The following is a 20,254-nucleotide window of genomic DNA, read 5'->3' as shown; positions in this document are numbered from 1 at the left end:
GATTCTTGCTTTTTGCACACTGTAAATATAAACAACATGAAATACTGTCTATTTTTTCTTTTTGGTTTCATAAGCCTTGTTGCCACAGCACAGGATTATAAACTGGAAGGCAACGAAGTGAAAATTGAAAAACAAATTGTATTTGAAACCAATGCTGCCATATTACAACCAGAAAGTACTGCAGCGCTGGAGATCATTAAAAAATATCTCGATGATAAATCCTACATCAGTTTATTAAGAATAGAATGTCATACCGATAATAGTGGCGACAATGATGCCAATCAAACACTTTCAGAAAAAAGAGCACTGGCTGTTTGTAAAGCACTGGTAAAAATGGGGGTGGATTGCAAACGCTTGATTGCAGTAGGTTTTGGCAGCACCAAACCTGTTGAAGATAATGCAACACCTGCAGGCAAGGCAGCTAACAGGCGGGTAAGCTTTATCAACGCCGCATTGCGCAATCATCCCATTGGTGGTATGCCCGTAGATGGTGGTGGCAAAGTTGCCGGCGATACCTGTAATTAAAAGAGTAAAGCCATTCCGTGGCAAATCATAAATCCAAAATCCAACATCATCAATCCCTTCATATCTTTGCAGCATGACTTCACAATACTTTACCTACAACAAACCAAAAGTAATCCAGGCATTGCGTTATCATTTTATTACACGCCGTGAAATAAAAATAATGATCATACTGGTAAATGTTTTTGCCATTTTATCTGCAGGCCTGTTCTTCTTTAAAAGGATTTCCCCGTTTGCTTTTTTAGTAAGTTCTGTTTTATGGTTTGTGCTGATGATCACATTTTGGTTTTTACTGCCCAATATGATCTATAAAAAAGCACCTGCTTTTCAAGACAGGCTTAAAGCAATATTAAGTAACGACGAATTCAGAATTGAAAATGAAAGGGGAGGAAGAAGCTGGCTCTGGGCTGATTTCAGCACCTGGATGGAAAGCCCGTATTTTTTTCACCTGTACTTTACCAGCCGCTCATTTTTTATAGTACCAAAAGATGCTTTTGTGGATGATGATGTACACGAAGCCAGGAAGATATTTAAGGAGAAGATTACAAAAAACAGTTAATAAAAAAGTTACGAGTTACGGGTTATTTGATTGTTTGCGAAGTTGTGAACAGCCATATCAAAACAACAATCAAATAACCCGTAACTCCCAAAACTCGTAACTGTATTGTTTACAAAGTTGTGAACAGCCATATCAAAACAACAATCAAATCACCCGTAACAAAAACAACCCGTAACTGTATTGTCACAATCTCTTCTCCATCACATGATGCGGTACGTTCACTTCAATAAATTCATTGCCCTTTACTTTAAAGTCAAATTTTTCGTAAAAGCCGATCGCAGTATTACGGGCATGCATCATTAATCTTTTGTATCCTTTATCCCGAGCCACAGTTTCGGCAAAGCTCATAATACTGGCGCCAATACCCTTGCCCTGTAAATTATTTTGTACTGCCATCTGCCGTAATTTAATAGTAGCATTATCTACTTTGGTCAAAAGGCAGCAGGCCAGAATTTTTTCCTCATCAAATGCGCCGATTAAAATATCCTCTTTTTCTTTCGCCAGTTCTTCTTCAGTAAAATTAAGTCCGAGTGGTTTGCGTAGTATTTCCATCCGCAACGAAATCATTTGCTGGTATTCTTTAGAGCCGTGGTCTATTTGTTTTAAGGCCATATTCAGTATCGTTTTAGTAAAGTATAGCAGCTTTGTGTTGGAGACACACTTACAATATACAATTTTTTTTATAATCTTTATATATGATTAAGCAGTACTATATAACGGTGTTGTTATAATTTATTCATTGATATTTTTTGCTATTGCAAATCTAAATCATTATCTGTTTGCTCCCTGTATTTTAATAAACTGGTAAGGATAAAATAACCCCGTTATAAAACAATTGGTTGGCAATATAAAAACCCTCATTTTTGCCCTTATTTATATTTCTTTGTAATTATTGCAAAATGTATATTTTTGCAGCCAGACAAACTAAATTTTAAAATTATGTCAGACATTGCAACAAGGGTAAACAAAATAATTGTTGACAAGTTAGGAGTTGATGAAGCCGAAGTAACCACAGAAGCTTCTTTTACTAATGATTTAGGTGCCGATAGCTTGGACACCGTTGAACTTATTATGGAATTCGAAAAAGAATTCAACATTTCTATTCCGGATGAGCAGGCCGAAACCATCACTACTGTTGGACAGGCTGTTGCTTACTTAGAAGAGCATGCTAAGTAATTTCATTTAACTATCACAGGCAAACTATATGGCTTTTAAACGTGTTGTAGTAACCGGGTTGGGTGCCCTTACACCGTTAGGAAAAACTGTTGACGAATATTGGCAGGGTTTAGCTAACGGCGTAAGCGGGTGCGATTTTATAAAGCAATTCGATTGCAGTAAGTTTAAAACCAGGTTTGCCTGTGAGGTTAAAGATTTTGACCCCACTACTTATTTAGACCGTAAAGAAGCCCGTAAAATAGACCGGTATTGCCAGTTTGCATTGATTGCCAGCGATGAAGCAGTTAAAGATGCAGGCATTACCAAGGAAAATGCCGATGGCGACAGGGTAGGTGTAATATTTGCCAGCGGTATTGGCGGGCTGATAACTTTCCAGGAGGAAGTTATGAATTTTGCCAGCGGCGACGGTACTCCCAGGTTTAACCCTTTCTTTATTCCCAAAATGATATTGGATATTGCCGCAGGGCAGATATCTATCCGCCACGGTTTTCGTGGACCCAACTTTGCCGTAGTTTCTGCCTGCGCTTCTTCTACTAATGCCATTATTGATGCTTTTGACAATATAAGATTAGATAAAGCTGATATTATTATCACCGGCGGAAGTGAAGCAGTGGTAAGTGCCGCAGGCGTGGGTGGTTTTAATGCCATGAAGGCCCTGAGCGAAAGAAATGACAGCCCCTCAACCGCAAGCCGCCCGTTTGATAAAGAACGTGATGGTTTTGTAATGGGTGAAGGTGCCGGTGTTTTGGTTTTGGAAAGCCTGGACCATGCTTTGGCAAGAGGTGCTAAAATCTATTGCGAAATTGCAGGTGGCGGCGCTACTGCCGACGCTCATCATATTACTGCGCCGCATCCCGAGGGCCTTGGCGCAAGAAATGTAATGAATGCAGCTTTAAAAGATGCCGGTATGGTGGCCAGTGATATTGATTATATCAATGTTCACGGAACTTCTACACCATTAGGTGATATTGCAGAAACAAAAGCGATACTGAGTGTTTTTGGCGATCATGCTTATGATTTAAATATCAGTTCTACTAAAAGTATGACAGGCCATTGCCTTGGTGCAGCAGGTGCTTTGGAAGCACTGGCCTGTATTATGGCGGTATCACAGGATATTATTCCTCCAACGATCAACCACTTTACCGACGATCCGGAACTGGACCCTAAACTTAACTTCACCTTTAATAAAGCACAACACCGTACAGTAAATGCGGCACTTAGCAATACATTTGGTTTTGGCGGGCATAATGCCAGTGTGATAGTAAAAAAATACAAGCCATAACAAACAAGCTAAGGCGACATATCTATACCCGTTTTAAGTCTTTATCTGGTAGAAAATGATTGTTTTAAATAGCAACCATTTATCTACTGCAAAAACAGTAATTTTACTATCATAATAAATAAGAGTAATTTCATCCAAACATTTTTCAAGCATTTTGCAATTCATAAAAGATTTTTTTAAAAGTCAGAATAAAACCAGGGAGTTTAAAAAGCAACTGAGTAATATACTCGGCTTTACACCAGGCGATGTTGCATTATATAAAACAGCACTCAGCCATCGCAGCGTACGTGAAGGTGCTGATGAAAATAATGAAAGGCTGGAGTTTTTAGGTGATGCCGTTCTTAGTTCTATCATAGCGCATTACTTATTTAGAAAATATCCCTACAAAGGCGAAGGTTTTTTAACCGAAATGCGTAGCAAAATGGTGAACCGCCAGATGCTGAATGATATTGCTTTAAAAATGGGCCTGAAGAAAATTACCTTTTACAATAAATACGATAACTCCCTTAAAATTTCCCAGATATTTGGTAATACATTAGAAGCATTGATTGGTGCGGTATATTTAGATAAAGGCTACGCAGGTACACAAAAATGGGTAGAGAAATATATCATCATGCCGCACTTGTTTATTGATGACCTGGAAATAATTGAGATCAATATTAAAAACCGCTTATACGGCTGGGCCAATAAAAATGGCAAAGCACTTGAATTTGAGACCTTAGATGAAAAATTTGAAAACGGCCGTCGTTTATTTACCATTGGCGCTACGGTAGACGGCGAATTGATTGCTGAAGCCAAAGGCTATAATAAAAAAGATGCCAGCCAGATTGCGGCGCAGTTGGCAGTGGAAAAATTAGGGTTATAAAATACGGGTTACGAGTTACGGGTTAACTGATCGTTGTTTTGATCTGTCAGTCTACTCCTTCGCAAACGAAAAATTAACTCCTAACCCGTAACTCGTAACAAAAAATAACTCGTAAAAATGACTTTCGGAATACTTGGAAGCGGCAGCTGGGGAACAGCCCTGGCAAAAATTTTAACTGATAACGGCAATAGCATTTATTGGTGGAACAGAAGCGAAGCTGCAATTAAACATATACAAACCCGCCATCACAATCCACACTATTTACCTTCTGCGCAGTTTGATGTTTCAAAATTGACTTTGACAACTAACGCAGCTGAAGTAATTCAACATTCGGATTGTATCATCATTGCTGTTCCTTCTGCATATGCAGCTGATGTTTTACAAAAACTGGATAAAAAAATATTGCAAGGCAAGAAGATCATCTCCGCTATAAAAGGGATTTTACCTGAGCAGAATTTATTACTGAACGATTATTTGAAAAATGAATTTCAGTTTGAATTGAAAAATTATTTTGCAGTATTAGGCCCTTGCCATGCAGAAGAAGTGGCAGCGGAAAAATTATCTTACTTAACTTTTTCGGGTATTGATGAAGCGATGACAATAGAACTGGCGGCCTATTTTAAAACCGATTACCTCAACACCATTGACAACAACGATATTTATGGTGTACAGTATGCCGCCATCTTAAAAAATATTTATGCGGTAGGTTCGGGCATGGCGCATGGACTTGATTACGGGGATAATTTTTTAAGTGTACTGATTGCCAACAGTGCCGATGAAATGGCGAGTTTTCTTATAAAATCAGGTATTAAACATATAGAAGTAGGCCATACAGATAACAGGCCGCAGCCCAGCGACCACAGAACGGCAAATTATGCAGCTTCGGTTTATTTGGGTGATCTTTTAGTAACCTGTTACTCCCTTCACAGCCGCAACCGGAGCTTTGGCAATATGATCGGTAAAGGCTACTCTGTAAAAGCAGCGCAACTGGAAATGAGTATGGTTGCCGAAGGGTACAATGCCAGCAAATGCATGCACCTTATCAATCAAACAGTTAAGGCGGATATGCCCATTGCTGAAACCATCTATAAAATTCTTTGGGAAAATCTGCCTGCAGGCAAAGGATTTAACGAAATTGAAGCAACATTGGTGTAAAATATTATTTAGCTGAAATTTTTTCTTGAGCAATAAATCTATCAAAAAGATCTTTCAGCGCACTTTCGTTTTTTGCTGGAGCATTTTGAATTTCAAAGCTATTGATATAAAAATTCTTGAACTTAGGGGCGGTTTTGCTATCATCGTGTTTAATAAAATATTGCACTTTTAGCAGTTTAGAATTATTTACTGAATCCAGGGTATTAGAAATTGTAAACCTGATAGTTCTTAATTCATTTGAATAATGAAAATACGCCGAGTCATAGAAATTAGGATTTGCAAAGTAATATTTGTCTATAAATTCATTTTCAGAAAGGCGTTCACGAACTATAGTGGTTTTACCCAGAGCTTTTAAACTATCAGCCATATCAAAATTTCTATTATCTCCATTAAATGCCCTTGCTGCTAAAATTGTATCCCCGGCAATTTTTTTACCTAAACTATCTCTGATATCTTTTAGCAAAAAGCCCTGTCTGTTATTTTCATTACAAATAAAGTATTCATACTTTACCGAATCGTAAACTAAACGTTCGTTAATAGAATAAGTTTTATGATAGGGTAATTCATAAATGGTATAATTCCGGTTATAGGTTATGAATATTTCAGTATCGAACCAATATTCTTTATCATCAATAATATAATCCGGGCTTTTGAAAACTACTTTTATTCTTGTATAATTATTGGGCTGGTTCTTTGTTGTAAATAAACAAGAATGGATTACTGCAAGAGTAATGAATAATAAGCGGCGGGCAGGCATTTTAAGTCTTTTTTAAATTGGCTATAAGATAATAAAAATTACCTTATAGCCAATTTAGATGGATGGAATATATATAATTTTATTACTCAACTATTACAAAAGTATTTGGGGCATTAAATGATTTTTGGCTATTCAAAACAGTTGTAACAGCCGGGAGACAATTTAGTGGCTTACTTGTTACACTATAGTCAACCCTATCCCAAACGCTGGTTCTGCCGGGGAGAATATTAATTGTAGCCCCTAGGTCAAGAAATGTTCTTGTGCCGCCAATATTGGCACCAATTTCGGCAAGGTGTTGGTGTTGAAAATCAATAAATTCCCACCTGTCTGTATTGTTTGATGCGTAATGAATTTTTTCAAAAGTTGCCTGATCGAAGCTTAATAAACCCCATGTACCTGCTTGGAAAATGAGCCAGTTATATGTTTTTTTCCAGATCATACCATTATTAAAAACATCAACGGAATTGAGGGTACCACTTTGGGCTGAACCTGCATTAAGAAAAGCTTGCGCTTGCTCACAGGTAGTACTGCCAGTACCGCCTCCACTACCATCTCCATCCTCACAAACAACAATTTGTGTGGTATACAAATATTCTTCATTAACTAAAACACCGTTTACATAAGTTTGCCAATACCAATCTACTGTTATATAGCTACACCCTTGATTTAAAGGAGCATAACCAGGTGTTGGTTCAGGAGATTTGCTTTTTCTAACTTCAATTTTATCAGTTTTGGGTGATAAATTTCCATTTTCAAAGTGATTAGATGAGACGAAGTTGTTGTCTTTGTCATATCTGATAATTGCTCCATCAAAATCTGCAGAAATTTTCTTTCCACTTAATAAATCGGGTGTAACGGCAACATTATTTTTGCCGGCACTTAGTATAACATAATAATTTTCAGCATTAACTTTTCCATTTTCATCCGTTTTAGTTACAAAATACTTTGTTGTAGCTATCTTTTTGTCTACAGAAACAAGATCTATCGGAACAATAGAAGTCCTACTATCCAAATAATAACTTGCTTTTTCCAGGTTAAAGCTGATAGGGACATTGACCATTTTTTGATCAAGCAAAATTTTTTGAAAAATAGTGTTAGCCAAAGAGTTAGGGACATTTGGCTTAGGTAAGGCTTCATCTCCCTTATTTTGTTTTTTGCAGCTTGCAAATACGAGAAGAGAAAATGAAAGGGAAACGATTGAAAAGAACTTTGCTTTCATAAACGAAAATTTTTGGTGATAAATGTGTAAAAATTTTTGTGTTATCGATTTTGCAGTTCAGGGGTTAATTAAAAGATGATAATTTTTTATATTTAGTTGCATGCGTTTACGCAATATTGAAACGTAACTATACAAATATTGAAGAGTATACTATCAGAAAAAGGGAGTATCAGTAAGACAATATCTCAAAGGAATTATGGTATTTGATAAAAATGTCGGTTGGTTTTTTTGTATTATGGAAAATTCAAAGTACAAGACAAAACGGAGCCTTAATCAAATTAATGAAATTGCAAAAATTTCAGAATATTCATCGAAAGTTTTTTTACCGGGAAAACAAAAAAAATATTGAATAATTTGTACTAACTTTAAGGAAGAAATTAAAACAATGCCTTTCTCTTTTTCAAATATCAGTAGTGCAGCAATAATCATAATGATTGTTTGCTTATCAGTTGCAGAGCTGGTAAAATATATAAGAAGACATACTCATCACTTAGGAAAATAAATCCGCTGCAATTCCATCAGCAAATAATTTCCCCTCTTTAGTTAAAATAATTTTTTCGTTTTCAATTTTCAATTTACCAGTGCTTTCATATTTGCGGCTTGCAGCTATTACCTTGCGGCTTTCTTCCTCCCCAAACTTGGTGCTGATGTACTTTGTGCTGATCCCTTCCATCGTTCTTAATGCCGTCATAATATATTCATTCAACTGCTGCGTTTCAGTTAACACTTCTTCTTCAAACGGAATAAGGCCTTTTTGTAAAGATTGAATGTATAAAGCATTGTTGGCAATATTCCATTTGCGTTTGGGTGGGTCACCCCTCAAGGGTGGCTCACCCAGTTGCGCCGCAGATAATTCACCCAGCGGAAAATAAGAATGCGCCGAAGGACCAAAGCCATAATATTTTTCACCACTCCAGTAACTGCTGTTGTGTTTACTTCGTAATCCCGGCTTTGCAAAATTACTGATCTCGTAATGTTCATAACCAGCTTCCTGCATCCAGTCCATCAATAACAAAAATTGTTGCGCCTGTCTTTCTGCATCAACAGGAGCTTTCTTCTTTGTTGCAATCATTTTGTCAAGCGCTGTCTTTGGCTCTACCGTTAATGCATAGCAGCTGATGTGCGGAATATCTTTTTCAATAATAGTCTGTACATTTTTTTTCCAATCAGCATCGCTTAACAACGGTGAGCCATAAATAAGATCAACAGAAAAATTAGTAAAACCTGCTGCTTTAATTTTATCAATACAAATTAAAGATTCTACAGCAGTATGTGCCCGGTTCATCCATTGTAATTCATCTTCTAAAAAACTTTGAACACCCACACTTAACCTGTTGATGCCAATGGCTTTCCATTCCTGCAATTTTGCATCGGTGATATCGTCCGGGTTTGCTTCTAAGGTAATTTCAATACCATCTGCAAACACAAAACGTTTTTGCAATGCTTCAAAAATAACTTTCAGCTCATCAATACTTAAAATACTGGGCGTGCCCCCTCCGAAGTAAAGCGTTGCAATAACTTCTTTATCCGTATCCGCACTCATCTCCTCTTTCACCTTCAGGGGATAGGGGCAGCTGATTTCCTTAACCAACGCCTCAATAAAATCACTTTTCAATTTGAACGAAGTGGAAAAATGAAAGTTGCAATAATTACAAGCCTGCTTGCAAAAAGGAATATGTATATATATGCCGGCCAAAGATTTTAGTTTACATCCTGATAACTATCGGGATATTATTTTAGATTTGATTATTAATGAACAAAGGTAAATCCACAAGTCTTGTTTTTTTTCTGCTGGCAGTAATTGTTTGCAAGGGTTTGTTTTTGCAGACTGTGTATGCTCAGCCACCTTTGATAAATAGTAAACCTTCAACCGGTAACAATCCAAAGTTTCAGCTTAAAATTCACCTGGTAGACAAAGATACCACCTTTAACCTGCAGGCATTACAATTACAAACTGTTTTTGATGATGCGCTGCAATGCAGAACTTATATCAGTACACTTACAACAGTACTGCATTCCAAAGGTTATCCTACAGCTTCTGTGGATAGTGTTTGGGAAGACAGCACAGCCGCAGGTATTCGTCTTTTTTTAGGACAGCAATACCATTGGATAAAACTACTGCCCGACAGTATAGAAAAAAAAGCCATTGATGAAAGCGGTTATTACGAAAAGAATTTTTCAAACAAGTTGCTTAATATGCAGCAATTGCAAACGGTGCAGTTGCGTATTTTAAATTACTACGAAAAAAATGGCTATCCCTTTGCCCAGGTTTTTTTAGATAGCATCCGTTTGCAGGAAGATAAAATTAATGCTTTGCTTAAAGTAAATAAAGGCCCCTTGTATCGTATCGACAGTATAAGAGTTTTTGGGAAAGCAAAAATTTCGAAAAACTTTTTGAATCATTATTTAAGTATACCCAAAGCAAGTTTGTACAATAAAGAAAAACTGGAACAGGTAAGTAAAAAGATCTTAGAACTGCCTTACCTGCAGGAGGCACAAGCAAATGATATAACCATGCTGGGCACAGGTTCGGTACTTAACCTTTATCTGCAACCCAAAAAAAGCAGCCAGTTTAATTTTTTAATTGGTGTGTTACCTGCTGCCAACCAGGCCAGCAAATTTCAATTAACGGCGGATGTAAACCTCAACTTAAAAAATGCTTTGAGCGGCGGTGAATCCATTTTATTTAACTGGCAGCAGTTGCAGAAAAAATCGCCCCGTTTAAATTTAGGGTATCAGCAGCCGTATATTTTCAATTCTAATTTTGGCTTCGATTTTTTATTCGACCTGTTTAAAAAAGATTCTACCTTTTTGCAGGTTAACGGACAAGTGGGTTTGCAATATCTTTTATCTGCCAATCAGTCGGGTAAGTTTTTTGTGCAATGGCAAAATAGTTTTTTACTGGCTAACGGGGTAGATACCAATCTTGTAAAACTGACTAAACAACTGCCTGTTAATATTGATGTAAGCGCCGCCAGTTTCGGACTTGATTATGATTGGATAAAAACTGATTACCGGTTAAATCCACGCAGTGGTAATGAAGTTAAAATAACCACATCAGTAGGTATAAAAAATATCAAACGGAATAATGATATCCTGGGCATTAAAGATCCTTCGTTTAATTATGCCAGTCTTTACGACTCTTTAAAAGAACGTTCTTACCAGTTCAGGATAAAAGCAATGATAGCACATTATTTTCCAATAGGTAAACAGTCAACACTTAAGGCGGCACTTAATACAGCGATCTATAACAGCCAGAGCATATTCAGGAACGAATTGTTCCAGATTGGCGGCTACAGGTTGTTACGTGGCTTTGATGAAGAAAGCATTTATGCCACACAGTACGCCGTTGCTACAGCAGAGTACCGCATAAGGGTGAGTTTAAATTCTTACTTTTTTGTTTTTACAGATGGCGGTATGGTAAAGAATAAATACCAGAATATTAACCTGAATAACACTTTTATATCAACCGGGTTGGGCATGGCACTGGAAACAAAACTGGGTTTATTAAATATCAGTTACGCTATTGGAAAAAGAGACGATATAAAATTCAATATCAGGGAAGCTTCTAAAATTCATTTCGGTTATGTGAATTACTTTTAAAAATCTGCGTTACTACATTTACTTTTGCAAAAAAATATCAGGGTTGTTAAACAGGTTATTTCTTTTACTTTATTTATTTGCTTGTGCGCCATTATTGGTAAATGCACAAAAGGGGGATACAACCCTGCCACCAAAGGTTGATACCAGTGCCTCCCAAAAAGTTGACACCATTCCAAAACAAAAAGATTCTCTACAAACAGCTGTTGTTATTGCACCCGGGCAAGATAAATACCAGTCTGCGATAGATTCACTTCTGGCCCGTAATATTTTTATAAACAGCAAAGGCACTCCGGTATCAATGGTTATAAAAACAAGAAGTGCAAAATCATACGACTCTTTATTTTACATACTGGCCGGCCTGGTGTTTTTGATGGGCCTGATCAAGTTTTATTTTGCCCGTTATTTCTCTAATCTTTTCAGGGTATTCTTTAATACGTCGTTGCGCCAAAGCCAACTTGCCGATCAGTTATTGCAGGCAAAATTGCCCTCGCTTTTTTTTAACGCCTTTTTTATTCTCAGTGGCGGTGTTTACATTTATTTTTTATTACTGCAATACAAACTGGTAACAGATGAACATAAATGGATGCTGTTGGCTTCCTGTATTGTTGTTTTAGGGCTCATCTATCTCGCCAAATTCAGTACGCTTAAATTTACTGGTTGGGTAACCGGTTATAAAGAAGCTACCAATACCTATATTTTTATCATCTTCATGATATGTAAGATCATCGGGATAGTTTTATTGCCTTTTACGGTACTGATGGCTTTTTCTGATTACCCCATTGCGGCAACAAGTGCGTTAATTTCGTTATTATTCATCGGCTTTTTGCTGCTGCTGCGCTTTTTCAGGTCCTATGGATTAGTTCAAAATCAATTGAAAGTCAGCAGGTTTCACTTTTTTTTATACATAGCTGGTGTAGAAATTATCCCCCTTTTGTTGATTTACAAGGGCTTATTGTTTTTATTGACTAAAAACCTGTAATTTTACAAAACCATTTTCCCCTTACAGTATGGTTAAAAACGGTTCAACAAAGGCTGATACTTCAGTTCCTAAAGTAAAAAAGATACTTATAACCCAACCAAAGCCCGAAGGCGAAAAGTCTCCGTATTTTGATTTGGCTAAAAAGCACAGTCTGACCCTTGATTTCCACCCCTTTATAGTTGTGGATGGCATCGTTGCAAAAGAATTCCGAAAGCAAAAGATTGATATTGTCAATTACTCCGCGGTAATATTTACCAGCAGGCATGCTATCGATCATTTCTTCAGGATCTGTAGTGAGATGAAGGTGAGCATTTCGCAGGATACCAAATATTTCTGCATTACGGAGGCTGTGGCGCTTTACCTGCAAAAATTTATTTTATACCGCAAGAGAAAGGTTTTTTATGGTGCTGATGGTAGCAATAAAAGCCTTTTTGATGTGATCAATAAACATAAGGATAACGAAAAATTCCTTTACCCTTGTTCAGAATCTTTTGATAGCGAAATTACCAACTGGCTTAAAGGTAATAATTGTGAATATGCCACACCGGTATTGTACCGTATTGTAAGCAATGATGTGAGAGAAGTAGTGGAAAGAAACTATGATGTGATTTGTTTCTTTACTCCCGGCGGTGTTAAAAGCCTGCTCGAAAATTTCCCTAAATTCAAACAAAACGGAACCAGGATCGGCGCCTTTGGTGCTAATACACTTAAAGCTGCAGAAGAGGCAGGATTAACCCTTGATATTAAAGCGCCGCAACCCAAAGCACCAAGTATGGTAAGCGCACTGGAATTGTATCTTTCTACTTACAAAAAGAAATAAAAGCAAAAAACATAACAAAAAAAGAGGCCTTCAAAAGGGCCTTTTTCTTTTTTAATAACAAATAACACGGCAAACAGTTTATGCTGATATTTGTAAGCCAGGCTTATCTGGAACAGCATCTTAAAAATCATTCATGACGCATCAATTCACTAACCGTTTAATTAACGAAAGCAGTCCTTACCTGTTACAGCATGCACACAACCCGGTAGATTGGTATGCCTGGGGAGACGAAGCTTTGCAAAAAGCAAAAGCAGAAGATAAGATTATCCTGGTAAGCATTGGTTATGCTGCCTGTCATTGGTGCCATGTAATGGAAAAAGAAAGTTTTGAGAATGAAATAGTGGCAAAACAGATGAATGATAATTTCATCAATATTAAGATCGACAGGGAAGAGCGCCCAGATCTTGATCATGTGTATATGGACGCTGTACAAGCCATTACAGGCAGCGGAGGGTGGCCTTTAAATGTTTTTCTCACGCCGGATGCAAAACCCTTTTACGGAGGTACTTATTTCCCCCCGGTTAAGGCTTATAACCGGTCTTCCTGGCCGGAGGTATTGACTGCCCTGGCACAATCATGGAGAGAAAAAAGAGGGGAGATAGAATCGCAGGCTGATAACCTTGTAGGGCACTTGCAGCAAGCCAATAACTTCGGACAAATACTGGCACCGGTAAACGACACTGTTTTTACAAAAGATAATTGCTATTCAATAACGGAAAACATTTTAAAACAGGCAGATAAAGAGTGGGGTGGTTTTGGAAAAGCACCCAAATTTCCGCAGACATTTACTATACAGTACCTGTTGCAATATCACTATTATACAAAGGATACCGCAGCATTAAACCAGGCATTGCTTTCAGTAGATAAAATGCTGGAAGGAGGCATTTACGACCATGTTGGCGGGGGCTTTGCAAGATACAGTACCGATAACGAATGGCTTGCACCGCACTTTGAAAAAATGCTGTATGACAATGCCTTATTGCTGAATATAATTTGCGATGCTTACCAGGTTACACAAGATAAAAAATACGAAGGAGCCATCAGGAAAACAATCAGTTTTGTACAAAGAGAATTGATGGATAAACAAGGTGGTTTTTATGCCGCTTTAGATGCAGATAGCGAAGGAGAAGAAGGTAAATTTTATGTGTGGACTAAAAATGAGATCGATACAATACTTGGAGATGACGCACCGTTGTTCTGTGAATTTTTTGATGTAAGTGAAAAGGGGAATTGGGAAGGGAATAATATTTTACGCACTTTAAAAAATGAGGCCGTTTTTGTTGCCGGAAAAGGGCTTGAAAAAGAACAATTTGCTGCTACAATAAACAAATGCCTTCAGCAATTATTAACTGAAAGAAATAAAAGAATAAGGCCGATAACCGACGACAAAATTTTACTGGGCTGGAATGCTTTAATGATAACTGCATTGTGTAAATCTGCAGCTGCCCTGCATGATGAAGAATACAAAAACCTGGCAGTTACTACCATAGATTTTTTATTACAGAAATTCAAGAAAAATACAGCTGGTTTTGAATGCCTGCATACCTATAAAAACGGCCTTGCAAAATACCCTGCTTTTCTTGATGATTATGCTTACCTGGTGCAAGCCTGCATTCAATTACAGGAAATAACCTCCAATACAAATTACCTTGATTTTGCAAAGGAGATAACACAGTTGGTGATCGATAATTTTATGGACGCTGATACAGGTTATTTTTTCTTTACACACCAGGGCCAGGAAGATATTATTTTACGAAAAAAGGAAGTGTATGATGGTGCCACACCATCCGGCAATAGTGTAATGGCCGAAAATTTATTTTATCTTGCTGTGGTGTTTGATAACAGAGTATGGTACACAATGGCTGAAAAAATCACTGCTTCCCTGGCTGCTGCCATAGTTAAGTACCCAACTTCTTTTGGTATCTGGGCATCTTTATTACTTAAAAATACGTTGGGGATAAATGAGCTGGTAATTGCCGGAAAAAATTTTAACAGCTTACGTGACCAGCTGTTACAGCTATACCTGCCGGGCAAAATTGTACAGGCAGCTGCAAATGAAAATAAAAGATATCCAATGTTAACAGGTAAAACTGCCGGCAACGAAACATTTTTTTACCTGTGCAGGCAATATAATTGCAAGACGCCTGTTAATACTCTGGAAGCACTGATGAAACAGATTACGGAAGAATAAAATTTAACAATTTGTCACAATAATTGGATTTTTTAGTCGTTTATCATTTTTGGGGATCATATTTTTCAAAAAATTTAATCCGGTAAAAATTCACAAAATGACGTTAAATCAAAATAATCGTTACATTTGCTTATCACCCTCAAAGTTAAAAACAATGAAGAACAAGTTGTTCTACATGGTAGCAGTTGTCGCTATCGCATCTACTTCTACAAGCTGTAAAATGCTTGGCGGAAAGAACAAATCCGGCGGGTCGCTTCCCAACGATGGACAGTTACACGGTGTTGCTCCGGCAGCAAGGTGGAGTTTGCCAAAACCTCCCGGAATGGTTTACATTAATCCAGGTACCTTTCATATGGGCCCAAGTGACGAGGATGTGAGCTATGCTTACACTGCCCGTAACAAACAGGTTTCTATCAGTGGCTTCTGGATGGATGCAACCGAAATCACCAACAACGAATACCGCCAGTTTACCAACTGGGTACGTGATTCTATAGCTGGTCATTTAATGGGATTTGAAAAACAGGCTTCAGATGGTAATACCTACCTGGACTGGAAAAGGATCAAAACCATCAAATGGGGCGACAAATCAACTTTAGAAAAAATTGATGCGATGATCGTTACTCCTGATAACCGCATCTTTGGCAAAAAAGAAATTGACGCTACTAAAATTTTATACGAATCTGAAACTTTCGATTATAAAGCTGCAGCTCAAAACAGGGATGCTACTATTCCAAGGTCAAAGTTCATGATGAAAAAACCAGTGAGTATTTATCCTGATACACTTTGCTGGATCAGAGACTTCTCTTACTCTTACAATGAGCCAATGGCTAAACAATATTACAGTCATCCTGCTTTTGGAAACTACCCTGTAGTAGGTGTTAACTGGAAACAAGCTACTGCGTTTTGCGAATGGAGAACTCATTACCTGAATGCATTCCTGGAAGGAAAGAAAAGAAATGCAGAATCAGATTTCCGTTTACCAACAGAAGCACAATGGGAATATGCAGCACGTGGCGGCAGAAGTCAGGCAGCTTATCCATGGGGCGGATATTATCTCAGAAACAAAAAAGGATGTTTGTTAGCTAACTTTAAACCAGGCCGTGGTAATTATCCTGAAGATGGTGGATTATATACGGTTAGAGCTGATGCTTACTGGCCAAATGATTTTGGTTTGTATAACATGGCAGGTAATGTTGCAGAATGGACATCTTCTTTATACTACGAAGGAGCTTATAACTTCCAACACGATTTAAACCCGGATATCAGGTACAACGCAAAAGATACAGACAAACCTCGTGACAAACGTAAAGTATTACGTGGTGGTAGCTGGAAAGATGTTGGTGCATTATTAAGGTGCGGTACCCGTAGCTACGAATACCAGGATACAGCTAAATCCTACATTGGATTCCGTTGTGTGATTGACTTGCCGCCTGCACCAAAAAAAGGCAAAAAATAAAGCATTTCCAAAACTAAAAAATTATTGAGACTGCCCGTGATACAAAATATTACGGGCATATCATAAACTTTTGTATAATTCAAACTAAAAAATAACCCCCAGTTAAAACTTTTAAAATTTAAAACGCCATGGCTAAGTACAAAAAAAGGACCTTCTTAACAGTGATTGATGTATTGGTGAGTGCGGGTGCCGCAGTAATCATTTTTGCTGCATGGGCAAAATTAACCCACAAATCTTACGCTGATGTAATGCTTACAACAGGTATGTGGACAGAAACAGCGATCTTCTTAATTTATGCGGCTATTGAATGGATAAAACCTAAACATCACGAAGAAGATGACGACATTCCTGAAGTTGCAGTTGCAGGCAGCAACCCACTGTTATCAATGGATAAAATGTTACAGGATGCAGATATTAATCCTGCCAACATGAAAAAATTAGGCGAAAGCTTTAATAAATTACATGGTACTGTTGCTAACATTGCTGATGTTAGTGATGTAGTTAAAAATACAAGTGACTTTGGTGCTAAAACTAAAGAAGCTACTGTTGCTATAGGAAGTATGAGTGCTGCATTTACTGCAAGTGCTAATTCTATGGCTTCATTCAATAATGCATCTGAATCTGCAAAAGGTTTCCACGAGCAGGTACAAGGCCTTACTAAAAACTTAAGTTCATTAAATACCATTTACGAATTAGAATTGAAAGAGGCTAATAACCACTTGAAATCTCTGAACAACTTCTATGGTAAACTGAACGAAGCCAGTGCAACTATGATGTCGAGTGTTGAAGATGCTACTAAAGCAAAAGAACAAATTGGCGCATTGGCTACTAACCTTGGTAAATTGAACTCAGTATACGGTGGTATGCTTAGCGCAATGCAGGGCAGATAATAACGTTTACGGTTTGTAGTTTATGGTTTTTTGATGCAGAGTGTTTTTAACTAAACCTCTAAACTTCTAAACCCCTAAACTCCTAAACCCCCAATAAAAGGAAACAACTATTAAATTAAACAACCCGTAAATTTATAATATTATGGCTTTACCTAAAGAGCCCCGGCAAAAGATGATCAATATCATGTACCTGGTATTGACAGCAATTTTGGCGCTGAACGTTTCGGCAGAGGTTATTGAAGCGTTTAAAACAGTAGATAAAAGTTTGACTACTTCAAGTTCAAACTTAGGTACATCAACAGCTGCAACATTTAAGTCATTAGGAGATAAAACGAAAGATCCTAAGACTGCGGAGCAGGCAACAAAATGGTACCCGAAAGCCGATGCAGCGGTTAAACTTACCAAAGCTTTAAATGATTATATAGAATCGTTAAAGGATTCATTGGAACTAGCTGCTGGTAGAAAGATGGTTGAAAAAGACGGAAAAATGGTTAAGGATTTTAAACTGGATGGTTTAGATGCTTCTACCCGTTTATTTGAAACAGAAGGCAGGGGCGATCAGTTAAAAGCAAAGTTAGATCAATACAAAAAAGACATGTTAGCAATTGATCCGGAGATCAAAGCAAAATATGAAGCAACTTTCCCGGTTAACACGGATCCAATTCCAAGTCAGGAAGGTGGAACTAAACCATTTACCCAGGGTTATTTTCATATGACTCCAACAATTGCAGCATTGACAATGTTGAGTAAGTTTCAAAATAATGTGAAGAATGCAGAAAACCAGATTGTGAGTTATATCCATAGTAAGGTAGGTGCTGTAGAATATGTTTATGATCAGTTTAAACCGATCATTGGTACAAGCTCTACTTACCTGATGCCTGGTGAAGATATGACGATCACTGCCGGTATAGGTTCTTTCAGTAGTTCAGCAAACCCAATAATTACTATTAATGGTGTATCAAAGCCAGCAGATGCTGACGGTGTTGCAACTAATACATTTAAAGTATCAGGCTCTGGCTCAGCTCATGTAAAAATTAGTTTTAAAAAGCCAGATGGAACCGAAGGAACTGTTGAAAAAGATATTCCTTATACAGTAGGACAACCAAGTAGTGCTGCTGTTTCACTTGATAAAATGGATGTATTTTATATTGGTCTTGATAATCCAATTACAATAGCTTCTCCAACAGGTATGGAACAGACAGGTGTATCAGGAACAGGATGTGTAATAAGTGGATCAGGACCTAAACGTACTGTATCAGTAAGTGCTCCGGGAACTTGTACAATTACTGTTTCGCCTAAAGGAAGTACACCTTTCTCACATACATACAGGATCAAGAGAATTCCTGAACCTGAATTTAAAGTGGGAAGTGGTAAACCAAGGATGCCATCTGTTGAGTTTAAAAATCAGACCGCCTGCAGAGCGGATATGGGGCCAGACTTTATCTATGACGTAAAATATTCTGTATTAAGTGCTACAGTTTATTTTTCCGGAGCAGGTTTTCCAAACGTAGCAACTACTACAATTAACAGTAATAATTTATCAGCTCTTTCTTCATACTTTTCAAGATGCGTACCAGGTACGTCAATCACGTTTGATAATGTGAAAGTGCAGGGGCCTGATGGTGTAAGAGTAATTGAGGGTAAAACTTTTTCTCTATTTTAATGTATAATATATCTCAACATGAAAAAGCAAGTAATTAAATATCTTTTCTTAGTACTCTGTTTCGGAGTATTTGTAACCCTGTCTGCTGAAGCTCAAAAAGCTAAGGCAAAGCCAAGAACAGGAACAAAACGCTCTTCCAACAAAACTGCCAAGGGTAAAACTAATGCAAAGATAAAACCTACTGCACCAGTTACTGATACAGTAAAAGCTGTAACTCCAGTGGCTGCGCCGGTTGTAAATAGTGATTTACCTATCAAAAAGGTATTGCCCTCTTTACGTCCTGACGAAGCTGTAGAAACATCTAACCTGCGTGACAGAACGCCGCTGCCTTACGAAAATTTAAGAGCAGATGATGCATTGTTCCGTCATAAAATATGGAGAGAGATCGACATCAGGGAAAAAATAAATCTTCCTTTCCGTTACTCAGCAGATGAGAATAATGGTAACCAGAGGTTTATATCAATTTTGTTACAGGCTATACAAGACAGTGCGGTTACTGTATTCGATAATATAGATGACAGGTTTACAACACCAATGACCAAAGCCAATGTAGCTAAGAATATCACTGGTGATCCTATTCCGGTTCACTTATATGACCAGAATGGTAATGATAGTGCTGTTATTTACAAAAACAGGGAATTCAATCCTGATTCTATTTATAAATTCCATGTAAAAGAAGAAGTTATTTTTGATAAAGAAAGTTCTCGTTTATTCTGGAGAATATTGGGTATTGCACCTGTAATGAATGTGATCAACTCACAAGGCGTTAATCTTGGTGAATCTGAATTATTCTGGGTATACTATCCTGATATGAGACCGGTATTTGCTAAGTACGAAGTGTATAATGGTAAAAACTTTGGTGCACGTATGAGTTGGGAAGAACTGTTTGAAAGCAGGATGTTCTATGGCCGTATTGTTAAAAGCACTATTGATAATCCGTATGATCTTAAGATCAAAAATTACCCAGGCTTAACAGATCAACCAATCCTGCAATTGCTGGAAGGAGAAAACATTAAAGAAAAAATATTTAATTACGAACAGGATCTCTGGAGTTATTAATATTTTATAAAATATATTTTAAAACCCTCGTATTTGCGAGGGTTTTTTGTTTTATAAT

Annotated in this window: 18 protein-coding genes; 14 read left to right on the top strand and 4 right to left on the bottom strand. The window is 37.5% G+C overall.

Going from position 1 to position 20,254, the window contains the following annotated elements; translation table 11 throughout:
* Positions 1 to 36 precede the first annotated feature (36 nt).
* Together ACQ334_RS08290 and ACQ334_RS08285 are read left to right on the top strand one after the other, a co-directional pair.
* Positions 37 to 525 (top strand): OmpA family protein, encoded by a 489-nt coding sequence (locus ACQ334_RS08290; protein ID WP_430987722.1) that lies wholly within the window; start codon positions 37 to 39, stop codon positions 523 to 525.
* Between the two features lie 73 nt (positions 526 to 598).
* A complete protein-coding gene (locus ACQ334_RS08285) occupies positions 599 to 1,081 on the top strand; it encodes a YcxB family protein (RefSeq protein ID WP_430987721.1) in 483 nt (160 codons plus the stop codon).
* A 183-nt stretch (positions 1,082 to 1,264) separates the two neighbouring features.
* Here ACQ334_RS08285 and ACQ334_RS08280 read toward each other — a convergent pair whose 3' ends face one another.
* A complete protein-coding gene (locus ACQ334_RS08280) occupies positions 1,265 to 1,693 on the bottom strand; it encodes a GNAT family N-acetyltransferase (protein ID WP_430987720.1) in 429 nt (142 codons plus the stop codon).
* A 327-nt stretch (positions 1,694 to 2,020) separates the two neighbouring features.
* Between ACQ334_RS08280 and ACQ334_RS08275 the strand changes: the two genes are divergently transcribed.
* From ACQ334_RS08275 to ACQ334_RS08260, 4 genes are all read left to right on the top strand, one after another.
* The gene (locus tag ACQ334_RS08275; RefSeq protein ID WP_430987719.1) at positions 2,021 to 2,257 is read left to right on the top strand and encodes an acyl carrier protein; all 237 of its coding nucleotides are present in this window, start codon (positions 2,021 to 2,023) and stop codon (positions 2,255 to 2,257) included.
* A 28-nt stretch (positions 2,258 to 2,285) separates the two neighbouring features.
* Complete coding sequence (gene fabF / locus ACQ334_RS08270; RefSeq protein ID WP_430987718.1) at positions 2,286 to 3,539, top strand: beta-ketoacyl-ACP synthase II; 1,254 nt, start codon at positions 2,286 to 2,288, stop codon at positions 3,537 to 3,539.
* Between the two features lie 154 nt (positions 3,540 to 3,693).
* On the top strand, positions 3,694 to 4,404 hold the full coding sequence (gene rnc, locus ACQ334_RS08265; RefSeq protein ID WP_430987717.1) for a ribonuclease III: 711 nt from the start codon (positions 3,694 to 3,696) through the stop codon (positions 4,402 to 4,404).
* Positions 4,405 to 4,521: 117 nt separating this feature from the next.
* A complete protein-coding gene (locus tag ACQ334_RS08260) occupies positions 4,522 to 5,559 on the top strand; it encodes an NAD(P)H-dependent glycerol-3-phosphate dehydrogenase (protein WP_430987716.1) in 1,038 nt (345 codons plus the stop codon).
* A gap of 4 nt (positions 5,560 to 5,563) precedes the next feature.
* On the opposite strand, the gene ACQ334_RS08255 is transcribed toward ACQ334_RS08260, so the two are convergent.
* From ACQ334_RS08255 to hemW, 3 genes are all read right to left on the bottom strand, one after another.
* On the bottom strand, positions 5,564 to 6,022 hold the full coding sequence (locus ACQ334_RS08255) for a hypothetical protein (protein ID WP_430987715.1): 459 nt from the start codon (positions 6,020 to 6,022) through the stop codon (positions 5,564 to 5,566).
* A 376-nt stretch (positions 6,023 to 6,398) separates the two neighbouring features.
* Positions 6,399 to 7,535, bottom strand: a complete 1,137-nt coding sequence (locus tag ACQ334_RS08250; RefSeq protein WP_430987714.1) for a hypothetical protein — start codon at positions 7,533 to 7,535, stop codon at positions 6,399 to 6,401.
* Positions 7,536 to 8,025: 490 nt separating this feature from the next.
* Complete coding sequence (hemW, locus tag ACQ334_RS08245) at positions 8,026 to 9,231, bottom strand: radical SAM family heme chaperone HemW (protein ID WP_430987713.1); 1,206 nt, start codon at positions 9,229 to 9,231, stop codon at positions 8,026 to 8,028.
* A 56-nt stretch (positions 9,232 to 9,287) separates the two neighbouring features.
* Here hemW and ACQ334_RS08240 point away from each other — a divergent pair, with 56 nt between their 5' ends.
* The 8 genes from ACQ334_RS08240 to gldN all read left to right on the top strand — a co-directional run bounded on the left by ACQ334_RS08240 (position 9,288) and on the right by gldN (position 20,196).
* Positions 9,288 to 11,138: a ShlB/FhaC/HecB family hemolysin secretion/activation protein gene (locus ACQ334_RS08240; RefSeq protein ID WP_430987712.1), complete on the top strand. Its 1,851-nt coding sequence runs from the start codon at positions 9,288 to 9,290 to the stop codon at positions 11,136 to 11,138.
* A 43-nt stretch (positions 11,139 to 11,181) separates the two neighbouring features.
* The gene (locus tag ACQ334_RS08235; RefSeq protein WP_430987711.1) at positions 11,182 to 12,117 is read left to right on the top strand and encodes a DUF4271 domain-containing protein; all 936 of its coding nucleotides are present in this window, start codon (positions 11,182 to 11,184) and stop codon (positions 12,115 to 12,117) included.
* 28 nt (positions 12,118 to 12,145) lie between these two features.
* Complete coding sequence (locus tag ACQ334_RS08230; RefSeq protein ID WP_430987710.1) at positions 12,146 to 12,937, top strand: uroporphyrinogen-III synthase; 792 nt, start codon at positions 12,146 to 12,148, stop codon at positions 12,935 to 12,937.
* Positions 12,938 to 13,070: 133 nt separating this feature from the next.
* On the top strand, positions 13,071 to 15,128 hold the full coding sequence (locus tag ACQ334_RS08225) for a thioredoxin domain-containing protein (RefSeq protein ID WP_430987709.1): 2,058 nt from the start codon (positions 13,071 to 13,073) through the stop codon (positions 15,126 to 15,128).
* Between the two features lie 154 nt (positions 15,129 to 15,282).
* On the top strand, positions 15,283 to 16,584 hold the full coding sequence (locus tag ACQ334_RS08220; protein ID WP_430987708.1) for an SUMF1/EgtB/PvdO family nonheme iron enzyme: 1,302 nt from the start codon (positions 15,283 to 15,285) through the stop codon (positions 16,582 to 16,584).
* A 128-nt stretch (positions 16,585 to 16,712) separates the two neighbouring features.
* Complete coding sequence (gene gldL / locus ACQ334_RS08215; protein WP_430987707.1) at positions 16,713 to 17,474, top strand: gliding motility protein GldL; 762 nt, start codon at positions 16,713 to 16,715, stop codon at positions 17,472 to 17,474.
* Positions 17,475 to 17,670: 196 nt separating this feature from the next.
* Positions 17,671 to 19,137, top strand: a complete 1,467-nt coding sequence (locus ACQ334_RS08210; protein WP_430987706.1) for a GldM family protein — start codon at positions 17,671 to 17,673, stop codon at positions 19,135 to 19,137.
* 18 nt (positions 19,138 to 19,155) lie between these two features.
* Positions 19,156 to 20,196: a gliding motility protein GldN gene (gene gldN, locus ACQ334_RS08205; RefSeq protein WP_430987705.1), complete on the top strand. Its 1,041-nt coding sequence runs from the start codon at positions 19,156 to 19,158 to the stop codon at positions 20,194 to 20,196.
* The last annotated feature ends 58 nt before the right edge of the window (positions 20,197 to 20,254 follow it).

This window comes from Ferruginibacter sp. SUN106, assembly GCF_050611765.1.
Classification (GTDB): Bacteria; Bacteroidota; Bacteroidia; order Chitinophagales; family Chitinophagaceae; genus Ferruginibacter.
Note: the sequence above shows the minus strand (reverse complement) of the source record. Positions and strands in the feature narration are given on the sequence as shown.

What these genes read in the sequence shown, in the direction of transcription:
- ACQ334_RS08290 (WP_430987722.1), top strand. Translation starts at nt 37, where the DNA reads ATGAAATACTGTCTATTTTTTCTTTTTGGTTTCATAAGCCTTGTTGCC.
- ACQ334_RS08285 (WP_430987721.1), top strand. Translation starts at nt 599, where the DNA reads ATGACTTCACAATACTTTACCTACAACAAACCAAAAGTAATCCAGGCA.
- ACQ334_RS08280 (WP_430987720.1), bottom strand. Translation starts at nt 1,693, where the DNA reads ATGGCCTTAAAACAAATAGACCACGGCTCTAAAGAATACCAGCAAATG.
- ACQ334_RS08275 (WP_430987719.1), top strand. Translation starts at nt 2,021, where the DNA reads ATGTCAGACATTGCAACAAGGGTAAACAAAATAATTGTTGACAAGTTA.
- fabF (WP_430987718.1), top strand. Translation starts at nt 2,286, where the DNA reads ATGGCTTTTAAACGTGTTGTAGTAACCGGGTTGGGTGCCCTTACACCG.
- ACQ334_RS08260 (WP_430987716.1), top strand. Translation starts at nt 4,522, where the DNA reads ATGACTTTCGGAATACTTGGAAGCGGCAGCTGGGGAACAGCCCTGGCA.
- ACQ334_RS08250 (WP_430987714.1), bottom strand. Translation starts at nt 7,535, where the DNA reads ATGAAAGCAAAGTTCTTTTCAATCGTTTCCCTTTCATTTTCTCTTCTC.
- ACQ334_RS08240 (WP_430987712.1), top strand. Translation starts at nt 9,288, where the DNA reads ATGAACAAAGGTAAATCCACAAGTCTTGTTTTTTTTCTGCTGGCAGTA.
- ACQ334_RS08230 (WP_430987710.1), top strand. Translation starts at nt 12,146, where the DNA reads ATGGTTAAAAACGGTTCAACAAAGGCTGATACTTCAGTTCCTAAAGTA.
- ACQ334_RS08225 (WP_430987709.1), top strand. Translation starts at nt 13,071, where the DNA reads ATGACGCATCAATTCACTAACCGTTTAATTAACGAAAGCAGTCCTTAC.
- ACQ334_RS08220 (WP_430987708.1), top strand. Translation starts at nt 15,283, where the DNA reads ATGAAGAACAAGTTGTTCTACATGGTAGCAGTTGTCGCTATCGCATCT.
- gldL (WP_430987707.1), top strand. Translation starts at nt 16,713, where the DNA reads ATGGCTAAGTACAAAAAAAGGACCTTCTTAACAGTGATTGATGTATTG.
- gldN (WP_430987705.1), top strand. Translation starts at nt 19,156, where the DNA reads ATGAAAAAGCAAGTAATTAAATATCTTTTCTTAGTACTCTGTTTCGGA.